This is a genomic window from Mesorhizobium sp. M0998, from assembly GCF_040318885.1.
Lineage (GTDB): Bacteria > Pseudomonadota > Alphaproteobacteria > Rhizobiales > Rhizobiaceae > Mesorhizobium.
Genome location: NZ_JAMYND010000044.1, coordinates 23,184 through 37,695 on the forward strand (window position 1 = coordinate 23,184; position 14,512 = coordinate 37,695).

15 protein-coding genes are annotated in these 14,512 nt (G+C 61.9%); 5 read left to right on the forward strand and 10 right to left on the reverse strand.

Translation table 11 applies throughout. The features are described 5' to 3' along the window. Window positions 1-5: 5 nt before the first annotated feature. The 3 genes from tkt to NKH59_RS28250 are packed head-to-tail and all read right to left on the reverse strand — an operon-like array spanning window position 6 to window position 3,962. Window positions 6-2,027, reverse strand: coding sequence for a transketolase (gene tkt / locus NKH59_RS28240; RefSeq protein ID WP_353023708.1), 2,022 nt, complete (start codon window positions 2,025-2,027; stop codon window positions 6-8). Between the two features lie 10 nt (window positions 2,028-2,037). Further along, window positions 2,038-2,910: a phosphoribulokinase gene (locus NKH59_RS28245; RefSeq protein WP_023678839.1), complete on the reverse strand. Its 873-nt coding sequence runs from the start codon at window positions 2,908-2,910 to the stop codon at window positions 2,038-2,040. A 5-nt stretch (window positions 2,911-2,915) separates the two neighbouring features. Beyond that, the gene (locus NKH59_RS28250) at window positions 2,916-3,962 is read right to left on the reverse strand and encodes a class 1 fructose-bisphosphatase (RefSeq protein WP_353023710.1); all 1,047 of its coding nucleotides are present in this window, start codon (window positions 3,960-3,962) and stop codon (window positions 2,916-2,918) included. A 123-nt stretch (window positions 3,963-4,085) separates the two neighbouring features. Here NKH59_RS28250 and NKH59_RS28255 point away from each other — a divergent pair, with 123 nt between their 5' ends. Next, window positions 4,086-5,045: a LysR family transcriptional regulator gene (locus NKH59_RS28255; RefSeq protein ID WP_352819546.1), complete on the forward strand. Its 960-nt coding sequence runs from the start codon at window positions 4,086-4,088 to the stop codon at window positions 5,043-5,045. Window positions 5,046-5,255: 210 nt separating this feature from the next. Here NKH59_RS28255 and NKH59_RS28260 read toward each other — a convergent pair whose 3' ends face one another. Together NKH59_RS28260 and NKH59_RS28265 are read right to left on the reverse strand one after the other, a co-directional pair. Further along, complete coding sequence (locus NKH59_RS28260) at window positions 5,256-5,714, reverse strand: nuclear transport factor 2 family protein (protein ID WP_352819545.1); 459 nt, start codon at window positions 5,712-5,714, stop codon at window positions 5,256-5,258. A 111-nt stretch (window positions 5,715-5,825) separates the two neighbouring features. Further along, the gene (locus NKH59_RS28265; protein WP_353023713.1) at window positions 5,826-6,188 is read right to left on the reverse strand and encodes a hypothetical protein; all 363 of its coding nucleotides are present in this window, start codon (window positions 6,186-6,188) and stop codon (window positions 5,826-5,828) included. Between the two features lie 79 nt (window positions 6,189-6,267). On the opposite strand from NKH59_RS28265, the gene NKH59_RS28270 reads away from it, so the two are divergent. From NKH59_RS28270 to NKH59_RS28285, 4 genes are all read left to right on the forward strand, one after another. Continuing rightward, complete coding sequence (locus tag NKH59_RS28270) at window positions 6,268-6,846, forward strand: TetR/AcrR family transcriptional regulator (protein WP_352997107.1); 579 nt, start codon at window positions 6,268-6,270, stop codon at window positions 6,844-6,846. A gap of 47 nt (window positions 6,847-6,893) precedes the next feature. Beyond that, complete coding sequence (gene fabF / locus NKH59_RS28275) at window positions 6,894-8,198, forward strand: beta-ketoacyl-ACP synthase II (protein WP_353023715.1); 1,305 nt, start codon at window positions 6,894-6,896, stop codon at window positions 8,196-8,198. A gap of 66 nt (window positions 8,199-8,264) precedes the next feature. Continuing rightward, window positions 8,265-9,080, forward strand: a complete 816-nt coding sequence (locus tag NKH59_RS28280) for an oxidoreductase (RefSeq protein WP_352851126.1) — start codon at window positions 8,265-8,267, stop codon at window positions 9,078-9,080. Between the two features lie 270 nt (window positions 9,081-9,350). Then, a complete protein-coding gene (locus NKH59_RS28285) occupies window positions 9,351-9,551 on the forward strand; it encodes a hypothetical protein (protein WP_352617307.1) in 201 nt (66 codons plus the stop codon). Window positions 9,552-9,578: 27 nt separating this feature from the next. Here the strand turns inward: NKH59_RS28285 and NKH59_RS28290 are convergent, their stop codons facing one another. From NKH59_RS28290 to NKH59_RS28310, 5 genes are all read right to left on the reverse strand, one after another. Next, the gene (locus NKH59_RS28290; RefSeq protein ID WP_353023716.1) at window positions 9,579-10,208 is read right to left on the reverse strand and encodes a hypothetical protein; all 630 of its coding nucleotides are present in this window, start codon (window positions 10,206-10,208) and stop codon (window positions 9,579-9,581) included. Then, entirely contained in the window at window positions 10,208-11,068 is an 861-nt protein-coding gene (locus NKH59_RS28295; protein WP_352503305.1) for a lanthanide ABC transporter permease protein PedC, read from the reverse strand. The genes NKH59_RS28290 and NKH59_RS28295 overlap by 1 nt, the downstream gene beginning before the upstream one ends. 11 nt (window positions 11,069-11,079) lie before the next feature. After that, window positions 11,080-11,868 carry a lanthanide ABC transporter ATP-binding protein PedB/LutE gene (locus NKH59_RS28300; RefSeq protein WP_352775117.1) on the reverse strand — a complete coding sequence of 263 codons (789 nt, stop codon included), beginning with the start codon at window positions 11,866-11,868 and terminating at the stop codon, window positions 11,080-11,082. A 98-nt stretch (window positions 11,869-11,966) separates the two neighbouring features. Beyond that, on the reverse strand, window positions 11,967-12,932 hold the full coding sequence (locus NKH59_RS28305) for a YVTN family beta-propeller repeat protein (protein WP_352474598.1): 966 nt from the start codon (window positions 12,930-12,932) through the stop codon (window positions 11,967-11,969). Between the two features lie 21 nt (window positions 12,933-12,953). Next, the gene (locus NKH59_RS28310) at window positions 12,954-14,204 is read right to left on the reverse strand and encodes a lanthanide ABC transporter ABC transporter substrate-binding protein PedA1 (RefSeq protein ID WP_353023717.1); all 1,251 of its coding nucleotides are present in this window, start codon (window positions 14,202-14,204) and stop codon (window positions 12,954-12,956) included. Between the last annotated feature and the right edge of the window lie 308 nt (window positions 14,205-14,512).

Here is a 14,512-nt window from a genome sequence, read left to right on the forward strand (position 1 = left end):
TTCTCCTAGATGATGAGCTTCAGCGCCGCTGCCGCGACGGCTTCGGGCGTGATGTCGAAATGCCGGTAGAGATCCGGGGCAGGGGCGCTGGCGCCGAAACCGGCCATGCCGACGAAAGTGCCGGTGTCGCCGATCCAGCGGTCCCAGCCGAGCCGTGCTGCGGCTTCGATGGCAATGCGGGGCGCCGAGCCGAGGACGGCCTTGCGGGTGCCGGCGTCCTGCTCCTCGAAAAGCTCCCAGCACGGCATCGAGACAACCGCGGCGGCGACGCCGTGCTCGGTCTCCAGCCGTTCGGCGGCGGCAACCGCGATCTCGACCTCCGAGCCGGTGGCGATCAGCGTCACCGCGCGCTGCCCGACTGGCTCGCGCAGGATGTAGGCGCCCCGGCTCGACCGGTTCTCGTCGCTGTGTGTCTCGTCGCAAGGTGCTTGGCGCAGCATCGGCAGGTTCTGGCGCGAGAGCACCAGCACGCTCGGCCGCTTCTCGCTTCTCAGCGCCAGTTCCCAGCACTCCGCCGTTTCGATGATGTCGGCCGGGCGGAAGACGTTGAGGTTTGGCGTCGCCCGCAGCATCGCCAGGTGCTCGACCGGCTGGTGGGTCGGGCCGTCCTCGCCGAGACCGATGGAATCATGCGTCATCACATAGATGACGCGCTGGCCCATGAGCGCCGAGAGCCGCATCGCGCCGCGCGCATAGTCGGCGAAGCACAGGAACGTGCCGCCATAAGGCACGAAGCCGCCATGCAGTGCGATGCCGTTCATGGCTGCGGCCATGCCGTGCTCGCGGATTCCATAGTGGATGTAGCGGCCTGCGTAATCGCCCGGCGCGATGCGGCTCATACCCTTGGTGATCGTCAGGTTCGAATGCGTCAGATCAGCGGACCCGCCGACCGTCAGTTCGGTTGCGCCATTGATCGCAGCGAGTGCCATTTCCGAGGCTTTTCGCGTTGCAACCTTGGTCGCCTTCCCGACATGCTCCTTGCGGAAAGCGCCAAGTGCTTCGAAGACCGCGTCGGGCAGGGCGCCGGCGAGCGCGCTCTCGAAGGCCTGCCGCCGTGGCGAGGCGGCAAGCCGCTGCTCCCAGGCGCGGCGTGCCGCTTGACCGCGGCCGGCAACCTCGCGCCAGGCGAAAAGGATATCGTCCGGCACCTCGAACGGCGCGAAGGCCCAGCCGATGTTTTCGCGCGTCGCGGCGATCTCCGCATCGCCCAGCGGCGCGCCATGCGTCTTTTCCGAACCACCCAGATTTGGCGCGCCCTTGCCGATCACCGTGCGGCAGGCGATCAGAGACGGCTGGTCCGATTGCTGAGCCGCTTCGATTGCCGCCGCAACGGTTTCGGTGTCGTGGCCGTTCACCGACTGGACATGCCATCCAGCGGCTTTGAACCGCGCCGGCTGGTCCATCGATGTCGACAGGGAAGTGGGCCCGTCGATCGAGATCGCATTGTCGTCCCAAAAGACGATCAGCCGGGAGAGCTTCAGGTGACCGGCAAGATCGATCGCCTCGTGGCTGATGCCTTCCTGCAGGCAGCCGTCGCCGGCGATTGCGTAGGTGAAATGGTCGACGAGATCGGCGCCGTGGCGGACCGCCAGCATGCGCTCCGCCAGCGCCATGCCGACAGCGGTCGAAATGCCTTGTCCAAGCGGGCCGGTCGTCGTCTCGATGCCAAGCGCATGGCCATATTCCGGATGTCCGGCGGTGCGGCTGCCCAGCTGGCGAAACCGCTGCAATTCTTCGATCGGCATGTCTTCGTAGCCGAGCAGGTAATGCAGCGCATACTGCAGCATCGAGCCGTGCCCGGCCGACAGCACGAAGCGGTCACGATCGGGCCAGTTGGGGGCCGACGGATCGATGTTGATGAAGCGGCTGAACAGCACCGTCGCGACATCGGCCATGCCCATCGGCATGCCCGGATGACCGGAATTGGCCTTTTGGACGCTGTCCATCGCCAGTGCGCGAATGGCGTTGGCCATGTCGCGCTCCGAGACGGCGGCGACGGGCTTCAGTGCTGCTGCCTGGCTGTTCATGGCGTCCTCCTCACGACACACGGTTCTTGCGTTCGATCAATTGCAGGATGAGCGGCGTCAGGATCAGCTGCATGGCAAGGTCGAGCTTGTTGCCGGGCACCACTATGGAATTCGGCCGCGACATGAACGAGTCGTGGATCATCGAAAGCAGGTAGGGGAAATCGATGCCGCGGGGATTGGCGAAGCGGATAACCAGCATCGATTCGTCGGGCGTCGGAATCCAGCGCGCGATGAATGGATTGGACGTGTCGACGATCGGCACGCGCTGGAAGTTGATGGCGGTCTGCGAAAACTGCGGGACGATGTAGCGGACATAGTCCGGCATACGGCGCAGGATCACGTCCATCACCGCCTCGGTGGAATAGCCGCGCGTTGCGCGGTCGCGATGGATCTTCTGGATCCATTCGAGATTTATGACCGGCACCACGCCGATCTTGAGATCCGCGTGCCTGGCCAGGTTGATCTTGTCGGTGACGACGCAGCCATGCAGGCCCTCGTAGAAGAGCAGGTCGCTCGGCGGAAATTCGCGCCATTCGGTGAAATGTCCCGGCGGCGTGCCGTACTGCTTCTCCTCATCCTCATCATGGATGTATGTGCGGGTCTTTCCGGTTCCCCGGCGGCCATATTCCTCGAATACCTCTTCGAGGATTGCCAGTTCATTGGCCTCGGCGTGGAAGTGGGTGAAGTTCGGATTGCCCGCCTTTTCCTCCTCGGCCACCTTCGCCTTCATCGTGGCGCGGTCGTAGCGATGGAAAGCATCGCCTTCGATGAAGGCGGCCCCGATGTTCTCGCGCCGGAAGATCAATTCGAAGATGCGCTTGACAGAGGTGGTGCCTGCGCCCGACGACCCGGTGATGGTAATGATGGGGTGCTTTGCCGACATGGTCTTCAGGCCCTGAAAAGGCCGCGGCGGCTGAACAGCGGCGCGCGCTCGCCGATGGCACTCGGCTCGGTGTGGTAGCGGGTGATGCGCGCGACTTCCCGCGCCGATCCGAAAACCATGGGCACGCGCTGGTGCAGGCTCTCGGGTTCGATTTCGAGGATGCGGGTCATCGTATCGGTGGCGGCACCGCCCGCCTGTTCGACGAGATAGGCGATCGGGTTTGCCTCATAGACGAGGCGAAGTCGCCCCTGCCTGTAGCCCTTGCGCTTGTCGCCTGGATACAGGAATACGCCGCCTCGCATCAATATGCGGTAGCAGTCCGCAACCACAGAGGCGATCCAGCGCATGTTGAAGTCCTTCTCGCGTGGGCCTTCGGTGCCTTCAAGGCAGTCATCGATGTAGAGCCGCACCGCCTCGTCCCAGTGCCGGTAGTTGGCGGCGTTGATGGCGAACTCCTGGGTTCGCTGTGGGATGATCCGGCTCTCGTAGGCCTGGACGAAGGTGCCGAGCCTGGTCGAGAGAACGAAGACATGGGTGCCGCTGCCGAGCGACAGAACCAGCGCCAGCTGCGGCCCGTAGATGAAGAAACCGGCGCCCAGCTGGTTCACCCCTGCCTGCAAAAACGAGGCGGCCGGATTCCCATCCGGCGCGCCAGTTGCAGGGAGAAGCGAGAAGACCGTTCCGATCGACACGTTGGTGTCGATGTTGGAAGAGCCATCGAGCGGGTCGATGGCGATGGCAAGAGGCTCTTGCCTGTCGAGCAGCACCGGCTGCTCCAGTTCCTCGGAAGCGTAGAGCGCGACCGGAGCGTGGCGCATGGCGTCGAGGAAGATATCATCGGCGAAGACATCGAGATCCTTCTGGATGTCGCCGTCAGCATTGGCGCCGCGGGTTCCCGCAAAGGCGGTGCCGAGCACCCCTTGATTGATGGTGTTGCGGATCGTGGTGGCCGCCTGCGTCAGCTGACGGATGGTCGCCACGACGGCGGAGCGCAGTTCGTCCGGCTCGCCAAGATAGGAGTTCAGAAAAGCGTCGAGCGTTGCCGCTGGCATCGTAACCTCCCCATCCAGCCGCCTCTCCTCGGGTCGGCCGGATTGGGAAAGGAGAACAAACGACGCTGGATAAGTAAAATTCAATAACTTTACTCAGGCAGTAAAAAAATTTTAGTATGCCATATGAGAAACCTCACGCTCAAGCAGTTCAAGACCGTTCTGGCAATCATCAGCCACGGAAAAATCGTCAGCGCGGCCAAGGTGTTAGGGCTGTCTCCTCCAGCGGTGACGATCCAGTTGCGGCAAGTGGAGGAGGAGTTCCAACTGGCCTTGTTCGACCGGACGTCGGACGGCATGCGTCCCACTGCCGCAGGTCTGGCCTTCGTCGAGACGGCACAGGCCATCGAGGAGCGGCTTCGTCTGCTCGAAGACAAGATGGATGCGATCAAGGGCGTGCGCGCCGGCAGCTTGCGGCTCGGCGTCGTTTCCACGGCCAAATATTTCGCGCCGCGGCTGATGGCCGCCTTCATGAAGGAACATCCCGATATCGACATGCGCCTTGCCATCGGCAACCGCGCCGAGACGATCGACAATCTGAAGAACCACGACATCGATATCGCGCTGATGGGACGCCCGGCCAAGGAAGTCCCGGTGCGTGCCTCGGTCTTCGGCGATCACCCGCTGGTCATCATTGCACCGCCCGATCACCCGCTGGCGTCGGCACGCGACATTTCCAAGGAGCGGATCGCCGAGGAGCATTTCCTCATTCGCGAGCCCGGCTCCGGAACGCGCATCTCACTGGAAATATTCCTGAGCGACGTGCCCGGCCGCATCGACGATCTCGGCGTCGAGATGGACTCGAACGAGACCATCAAGCAGGCGGTGATGGCCGGGCTCGGCATCGCCTTCATCTCTGCCCACACCATCGCTGCCGAAACCGAAGCCGGCCGGCTGGTTATCCTCGACGTTGTCGGCATGCCGATCCGCCGGCAATGGTTTTCGGTGATGCGCAGCGATCACGCGATCTCGCCGGCGATGGCGACCTTCCACGATTTTCTGATGCGCAAGGGCGCGATGTACCTGCCACTGTTCGGCAAGCTCTATCCGCACGAGGAGCCGAACACCAAACGTCGCGCAACTTAGGGCGCGCGGTCCAGGCAAACGTTTCAGACAAACGATGGTGCATATCAGCGGCTGATCGGCTGTGATCTCCAGACCGACGTCCACGAGCCGAGGATAGGGAGGCATCGCTGGTGGCACGCATTTGCGGAGCGAGGCGACCGCCCTCCAGCGCTGGGGCCACGGGGTAGCGGCCCCGCGTTCACGGAACGGTGGGCTTTGATTGAGCGTCTGCTAGCTTACAATTGGTTCGGCGACAGCTTCTTCGAGGCCAGCTGCCGCTTGGGCGGCAAGACCGCGGGCCGCTGCTTGTGAATCGTAAAATTCCTCAAGTGCATAGACTCTGCCCCACCGCAGGGTGAACACGTGGAGACCACGGTTGACGTACGACGCGTCGCCATTGAGCAGCGTTGCGGTGCCGTCCCACTGGGCAAACACGGTGGTATGCCACGGCCAGCCCTTCACCCAGATGTGGTTGACCGTGAGATGGAGATTGGGCAGGACGCGGCCGAGGCGCTCAAACCAGCGGCGCATGGCTTCTTTGTCGTGGCGCTCACCACCAAGCGCGTGAACGCCCGAAACGCGGTGATGGACATGCAGCGCGAGTGCCTTCACCGCCTCATCCCAGCGATGGTTGTTGACGTGGTCGAAGCTCTCTCGGATCGATTTCTCGACAAAATAACTGTATAGCATTTGACCTCTCCCCAAACTTATTCGATGGCGTGATCGAGGCACCGTGTGGCGAGCCGAGCGGATGCGAGAGCCCATGGCCAGCAGCACGCCGGCTGCAGTCCGAACTCTGGCTCAGCGTATTGTCGCGTCGGCTCGCAGACGCATGTCAGTCTCGGTCGACACCGTCACCTCATCCCCGGACCTTGAGAACGCGTAGAGCGAGCCTCGGTGGCCCGGCATGGAAAAGGCCACGGAGTCATCGTCGGCGAGACCCATGACGACGCGCAGCGGATCACCCCCGGTCTTCGGCGCGAAGGTGGCGGTGACCTCCAGGAGGCCGTCGTCGACCGGGACGTAGTAGACAACCATGTCAAGGTGTCCCTTGTGCAGGCTGCCGCCCTCGATCGGGCGTCCGATGGTGGCTTCCTCGGCAAAAGCCGGGGTCGCAAGAAACAGCGCGGCCAGGGGCGATGCGCTCAGGGTTTTGCGGATCATTTCGCATCTCCTTTTTAGATTGCGTTCGAACTCTATATAGGCTATAGATTACGAACGCAATCTAAAAAAGAGGTCAACAATGCGCGTAAGTCGTACCCAGGCAGCGGAAAACCGAGAAACCGTCATCAACGTGGCAAGCCGCCTTTTTCGGGAGCGCGGCTTTGACGGTATCGGCCTTAAGGATCTGATGAAGGGTGCCGGACTGACCCAAGGCGCGTTTTACAAGCAGTTCGCATCCAAGGACGACCTGGCGGCGCAGGCGTCCAGGCGGGCGATGGAGAGCGCCATCCGTCGATGGTCGGCCGCGACTGCGGCAAACCCTGATGATCCGTTTGGCGCGGTGATCGCGTTCTACCTCAGTATGGACCATCGCGGAGAAAAGATGGACGGCTGCCCGATCGTGGCGCTCGGCTCGGATGCCGCCAGACAGGGCAAGGACGTGAAAGCGCCGTTCGAAGCCGGGATCAAGGAGCATCTCGAGATCCTCGGCCGTTTCATTGCTGAGACCGGTGGCGGGGAGTTCGATGGCAGGGCCATGGCCATTCTCTCGACAATGGTCGGTGCGGTGCTCCTTTCGCGCGTCGTCAACGACCCCGACCTCGCGCAGGCATTTCTGGATGCGGCGACAGAACAGGTTCGCGAAGCAGCCGGCGCTTGAACGGCGTGTGCAGCGCTGGCGGCGCACCCAAATTGATAGGAAAATAGATGCGACGGATTGTTGTCACAGGCATGGGAGCGGTCACGCCCCTTGCTGCCAATGTCGAAGCGTCCTGGTCGCGTCTCCTGGCCGGCCGCTCAGGCATCCGGAGGCTTGCGGATGATGTGGTATGCGACCTGCCGGCGAAGGTCGGCGGGGTGGTGCCCTCCACAGAAGAAGATCCGGACGCTGGTTTCGATCCGGAAGCCATCCTTCCGCCGAAGGATCAGCGCAAGGTAGACCGGTTCATTCTCTTTGCGCTGGCCGCGGCACGAGAAGCGCTCGCCCAAGCAAGATGGGCCCCCGTCTCGGAAGCGGATCGCTTGCGCACGGCCACGATCATCGCCTCGGGCGTCGGCGGGTTCCCGGCCATAACCGAGGCGGTGCGCACGGTCGACCGCCGCGGCGTCCGCCGTCTATCACCTTTTACGGTGCCGTCCTTCCTGGTGAACCTCGCGGCAGGCCACGTCTCGATCCGCTATGGCTTCAAAGGTCCGCTCGGTGCACCCGTGACGGCGTGCGCGGCCGGCATTCAGGCGATCGGCGATGCGGCTCGCCTAATCCGCGCCGACGAGGCCGATATTGCCGTGTGCGGCGGGACTGAAGCATGCATGAATCTTGTCAGCCTCGGTGGGTTTGCCGCGGCACGCTCTCTTTCGACGTCCTTTAATCACCGTCCTGATGAGGCCTCCCGACCGTTCGACAAGTCGCGGGACGGCTTCGTCATGGGCGAAGGAGCCGGCATGCTGGTCATCGAGGAATTGAGCCACGCGCTGGCGCGCGGCGCAAGACCGCTGGCCGAGCTTGTCGGCTACGGCACGACGGCGGATGCTCATCACGTCACCTCCGGTCCCGAGGACGGCGACGGTGCGCGCCGGGCCATGGAGATCGCAATCGCCCAAGCAGGGATTTCGCCCCGCGAGGTTCGTCATCTCAATGCCCATGCGACCTCCACGCCGGTGGGCGACCTGGGTGAGATCGAAGCGATCAAGAGCGTGTTCGGGCGCGATTTCGCGATAGCTGTCAGTGCAACGAAATCGGCGACCGGACACCTGCTCGGAGCCGCCGGCGGGCTCGGAGCAATCTTCGCAATCCTGGCGCTCAGGGATCAGATGGCACCGCCGACCCTCAATCTGAGCGCTCCCGATCCGGCCGGCGACGGGATCGACTTCGTCGCAAACCGGGCCCGGCCGATGGCGATGGGCTATGCAATCGCCAATGGCTTCGGCTTCGGAGGCGTTAATGCCAGCGCGCTGTTCCGGCGCTGGACGGATGATCTGGCCGGCGCGAGTACCGGAGGCGCTCATGATTGACGCCTTTCGCTCCGACCTGTCGTGCTTCTCCCACGCCAATCCAAAACGAAGAAAAAAGTGACCTCCATGAACAAAACCAATCTAGGCGTCGCCCTGGTGACCGGGGCATCCAGCGGTATCGGGCACACAACGGCCAAAGCCTTGCAGAACGCGGGCTTTCGCGTGTTCGGAACCAGCCGTCGCGCGGTCGTCGACCGATCCGATGGCATTACCATGCTGGCCTGTGACGTGACCGATGACACGTCGGTGGCGAAACTTGTCCAGGACGTGCTGGCCGAGACCGGGCGCATCGACCTGCTTGTCAATAATGCCGGCATTGGCCTGCTTGGTGGCGCGGAGGAGTCCTCGATGGCCCAGGCCAAGTCGTTGTTTGACGTGAACGTCTTTGGCGTTATGCGAGTAACCAAAGCGGTGTTGCCGACAATGCGCCGCCAAGGCAAGGGCAGAATCGTCAATTTGAGCTCGGTGCAGGGGTTCATTCCAGCTCCCTATTTCGCGCTTTATTCGTCGACCAAGCATGCCGTTGAGGGCTACTCCGAATCGCTCGACCACGAACTGCGTCCTTTCGGAATTCGCGTCGTGTTGGTCGAGCCCGCCTATACCCGCACCTCCTTTGAAGAAAATCTCGCCAGGCCGGATCAGTTGCTCGATATCTATGACTCTGCGCGCGCCGGCATGAATGCAGCTGTGCGGAAAGCGATGGAAAAAGGCGATGCGCCGGAAGTGGTGGCCAGGACCGTTTTGGCGGCTGCGACCGATCCCGCTCCGAAGGGGCGCTATGCTGCTGGAAAAATGGCGCGCCAGGTCAGTTTCCTGCGCCGTTTCGTCCCCGCATCCGCATTCGACAAAAGCCTGCGAAAGCAACTCGGGCTCCCGGTTTGATGACATCGACGAACACCCGTCAAGATCGGAATCATCGACGCTGGAAACATCGGCACCACATTGGCGCGGCGCAACCTGACGCGATTGCTCTGCAGAACGCCCTGCGGTCGTTGGCGTTAGATTAGCGCTATGTTATATTGCGGCGCAAAAGAGCGGGGGTCACGTTCCTTTCACACACGTAAGTGATCTGTATGTGCGACCCCTGCAGACTGGTCGGAATCACGGAAACCTCCCGGGCATGGGGTTCGGGATCGATGGGGACAAGGGGCAATGCTTTACACGCTCGTTATGATGGTCTGCCTGACGGCTGTGCCGCAGACCTGTGAACAACGCGAACAGATGGTGGACGGCCTGGCGATGAATCCCGGGACCGCCTTCATGCAGGCGCAATCGCTGGTCGCCCAGTGGATCGAGACGCATCCCGGTTATGTCGTTCAGCGCTGGCGCGTGCTGCCCGGCCGTGGATCATGATATCCGCCGCGAAGATCGAATGAGGTTCTATTTCTTCGCGGCGAGCGTTTCCGAGACGGCCTTGGACAATTGATAAAGCCGCTGCTCGATTATTGTCGGCACTTCACAGACGTAGGTCAGTGATTGGACGCGTTCATCGAAAATTCGCGTTGCGAATTTCAGCTGTTCGGTTCGCCGATCGATCTCTTCGGGATCTGCATCCGGCTTTGCCCGCAATGCATCGACCTCGGACGCTTCCTTGCGCAACGCGGCGGCCATTTCGAGCTGCTTGTGGGCGTAGCGGGAAATGCCGGAGATCACCTGCGAGCGCTCGGCGTCCAGGTGGTCAAACATGCCTTGCACCATCATCGCCATTTTGGGTGCACGGTGCTCGGCCGGCAAGGAGGCGGCGAAATCCCTGATCTTCTTTTGAGCTTCCGCAATCGGCATCCGGCGAGCTGCCACTTCCTCGATCAGGGCGGAGATGGTGGGGTCCTTCGACCAGTCCTTCGCGGCTGAAGGAAGGTCCGGTCCGCTCCAGATCTGGCCGAGCGAGAGCTGCGGCACCTTGCGCTGCATGCACGGCCAGTCCGGTTCAGTGTTTGCCGCCATGGCGTTGACGCCCGGCGCGAGCATGGCGACCAGAGCCAGACCGCGAACATGGATCATTCGCGCCATCAGGCATTTCCTCCCGTGTCCTGTTTGCGGGTCATCAGGCCGCGCGAAGGGTCGTAGGCGATGATGGCGGCGGCAAGGAACAGCAGCGTGCAGCCAGCAACGACGCCCAGCGACAGCCAGTCAACCTGGCCGTAGAAGGCGAAGCGGATCAGTTCGACGGCGTAAGTAAATGGATTGGCGAGGCAGATTTTGTAGAGCAGGGGGCTAGCCTCCTGGATACGCCACAAGGGATAGAGTGCCGGAGAAGCGAAATAGCCGGGAAAGATGACGAAGTTCATGATGCCAGCGAAGTTTTCGAGCTGCTTGATCATTGAGGACAGAAGCATGCCGAGCGCACACAGCATCATGCCTGACAGGAACAGCGCCGGCAGCACCGTGAGATAGCCAAGCGGCGGCGCTTTGACGCCCCAGAACCAGGCAACGATCAGGAACGCGTAAACCTGCGCGATCGACACGGCGACACCGGCGAGCATCTTCGAGATCAGTAAAAACCAACGCGGGAAGGGGCTGACCAGCAGGGTGCGCATGTTGCCCATTTCGCGATCATAGACCATCGACAGCGAAGACTGCATGCCCGAAAACAGCAGAATCATGCCGCACAGGCCCGGCGTGATGTAGACCTCGTAGAGCACGTAGGTCTTGTAGGGCGGGATGATCGATACGCCGAGCACCTGCCGGAATCCGGCGGCAAAAATGAACAGCCAGACGAGCGGCCGAACCAGCGAGGATATGAAGCGCTCGCGCTGATGCAGGAAGCGCAGGCACTCCCGCACGACGATCCCTTTGAGGCAAACGAGGTAGTGGCGGAGCCCAAACTGTTCGAACTTCACCGGCGTGAGGGCGGCGACTTTTGCGGGCATTGCGGGAGCGCTCATGGCGACATCTCCGCGATGCCGCTTGTTTCGATGCGGTTGAGCCTGGAAAAGGCGTCGCGGATCGAACTGGCACCGCTCGTCGCAACGACATCGGCCACCTTACCCTTGGCAACCAGGTCGCCCTGCCGCAGCACGACGACATGGTCGCCGTCTTCGACCTCATCGATCAGATGCGTCGCCCACAGCACACCGATGCCCTCGGTTTCGACGAGTTTGCGGATGGTGGCCAGAATGCCCGCACGCGACTGGATGTCGAGACCGACCGTCGCCTCGTCGAGCAGCAGCAGGGAAGGGCGGTGGAGCAGCGCCCGCGCGATCTCGATGCGCCGCATTTGGCCGCCGGAAAGACTGCGTGCCTTGTCATGCTGACGGCCCTGCATGTTGACTGTATCGAGCAGCGCGGCAATGCGCTGCCGGGCTTGGTGTCCGCCAATGCCATGCAGCGAGGCGTGGTAGGAGAGGTTCTGGTGGACGCTGAGGTCGAGGTCGAGCGTGCGTGCCTGGAATACGATGCCGACACGCCTGAGCGCTTCGCCCGAAGCGCGGCTGACATCATGGCCGAAGATGCGGATCGATCCGCGGCGGGTGCCGTAAAGATGGCTGATCAGTGAGAACAAAGTTGTCTTGCCCGCCCCATTGAGGCCGAGCAGAACGGTGAAAGTTCCCGGCGCGATCGAGAATGAGACGTCCTGGAGCGCTCGCTTCGGACCATAGGAATGGCTGACGCCGGCAACATCGAGCGCTGCCACCTCCTCTCCAGCTCCGCTTGTCCTCACATGCTGCATGCCGCTGGCTCCTTCGGGGCGCGCTGGTCATCTAGTGCACTTGCAACATCCCCGCGGCAAATATTCATCACGTCGGCCTCCCTGATCATTGCTGCGGTCTAGTGGGGCGATATGGCCACGCCCCAAGGCTGCTGGCCCACCGTAACCGATTGAACCGGCTCGTCCGTCGCCGTGTCGATGAAGGTGATGTCGTTGGAATTGCCGTTGGTGGTGATCAGCGTCTTCTGATCGGGGGTGAAGTCGAGATGCCAGACGCGCTGGCCGACCAGGATGTATTTTTCCACCTCGTAGGTTTCGGTGTTGATGACGGCGACGTGGTTCGCTGGGCCGAGCGCGACATAGGCTTTCTTGCCGTCCGCGCTGATTGCGATGCCGACCGGCTGGATGGTTTCGGGCCGCAGTCCCGCAATCGCGAACTGGATCTTCTTCACCACCTCGCGTTTGAGACTGTCGATGACGCTGACGGTGCCGCCGATTTCGGCACTGACCCAGATCTGTGATCCGTCGGGCTTGAATTGCGCAAAGCGCGGACGCGTGTCGACCAGGACGTTGTCGGTCACCTCATGGCTGCCGGTGTCGATGAAATGCGCCATGCTGGTGGTTTCGGAGGTGTTGACCATGGTTTTGCCATCGGGACTGACGGCCATGCCTTCAGGCTCCACCCCGACGGGAATCTCGGTCATGACCTGCTTGCTCTCCACGTTGATCGCGGTGACGAGATTGTCGTCCTCGTTGGCGACGTAGAGCGTCTTGCCGTCGGGCGAAAGCACGAACAGTTCGGGATCGGGGCCTGATGGCAGCGTGCCAACGATCTGCAGCGTCGCGGTATCGATGATTTCGATCGTATCGTCATCGCTGGCGCACAAATAGATGAACTTGCCGTCATGCGAGATGGTGATACCGCGCGGCCTCTGGCCGACTTCGACGGTCTTCACCACTTGCATGGTCGCCGTGTCGACGACCGTTATCGTATTGTCTTTCTCGTTGGAGACATACACGGTGTAAGCCCACGCCGGATTGGCCATGAAGCCGAGAATGGCGAGTGCGCAAGCTCGTCTCTGCACGAAAATTCCTCCCGATTGGTTCTACTTAAGGACGCATTTCGTTTCCGGCTGATCGACGCCGAGCGTATCGAGCTCGGAGATCTGGTGGAGATAACCCTCCTGTGGCGATGTCGAGACCACGGATTTGGTGTCGCCGAGCAGGATTGGCTGGCGAAGCTGATGGTTCCACTTGCGGAAGGTCAGCTTCTGTCCCTTGAAGGCGGCGACCGAGAAATCGTCCGAGCGGATGTAGTCGCTGATCTTCTTCGGATCGTCGCCATTGGTCCGTGTGCTGGCTTCGCCCACCGCCCGCACCGCCGTCCAGGCCGACATATCCTTGGACAGCATTCGCCGGCCGGTCGTCCTCAGGAAACGGCTTTGCATTTGAATGCCACCCCATTGCTCGCTCGCGGGATGCCAGGACGATGCGACAAGACCGGCCGTGCCAGCGACCAGCCGCGGTGTCCAGGTGCGGTAGGGCACATAGGTTCCGAACACCTCGCTCTCATCGGCGACAAGCACCACGTCATGCTCCGGCAGATCCTGCGTGAACACGGAAATCTGCTGCTGTATCTGCGTGGCGCCGGTGTCGGTGCGGCGCGCCGTGCCAGTGTCTTTGAACTCCTTCTCGGCGACGATCTGACCGCCGAAGCGAGCCGCCGCGCGGCGCAACGCGGCCGCATAGAGATGATCCCGCTCATGCGAACCATAGAGCAGCACCCAATTCGGCCATTTCTTTACCACGAGATACTGCGCCAGCGCGTCAGCCAGCATGCTTCGTGTCGGCGCCACATGGAAAATGTTTATGCGGCAGTCTTCCTCGCGCAGGCTGTCGTCTGTGGCACCCACATTAAAGACCAGAACGCCCTTGTCGCGGGCGATGTCGGCGATCGACAGCAATTGCCTGGCCGAGAGGTCAGCGACAACATAGCGGTCACCTTTGGCAATCAGATCGTTGAACGCCTGAACCGCGTCGGCGTCCGGCTTGACCTCGGCTATGTCGAGGCTGAATTTCTGGCTGAGGAACTTTCCTGTCGTGTTGTTGTCGCCGATCGCCACATTGGCGCCGGCGACACCTTCGTCGCGTGGCGGCAGGTCCAGCAGCGAAAGCGCCAGTTGCGGCGCGTAGGCCCGCAAATAACCTATTCTGATTTCGGCTATGTTTTTTTCCGGCCTGTCGGCTGCGACCGGTTGCTTGCCCGTCACTTCCTGGGCCATCACGCCTGTAACGTTGGCGGTCTGGAAAAAAAAGCACAAAAAGGCCGCGAGAGTGCCTGGCACCGCGCTCGTCATCGATAAAACTGCCCATTCTTGCACTAAAGTCCGATTGTTCCCGGACCAGCGCGAATTCAAGGTGCCCACAATGAGCTTAGCGGACGCCACAAGATTTATCAAAGCCCTGCAAGTGGACTTACGTGTCTGCTTTAGTCCTATTCCTTTTCGCGGGGATACGGCGATGAATGAGCGTATTGCGGTCTCATCCGCAGCAATGGCGGAATGAGAAACTCTATGGGTCGTCATGGGAGGATTGCCTGATGAAAACGCGCGCCGCTGTCGCCGTTGCCGCCGGAAAGCCGCTGCAGATCATGGAGGTCGACCTC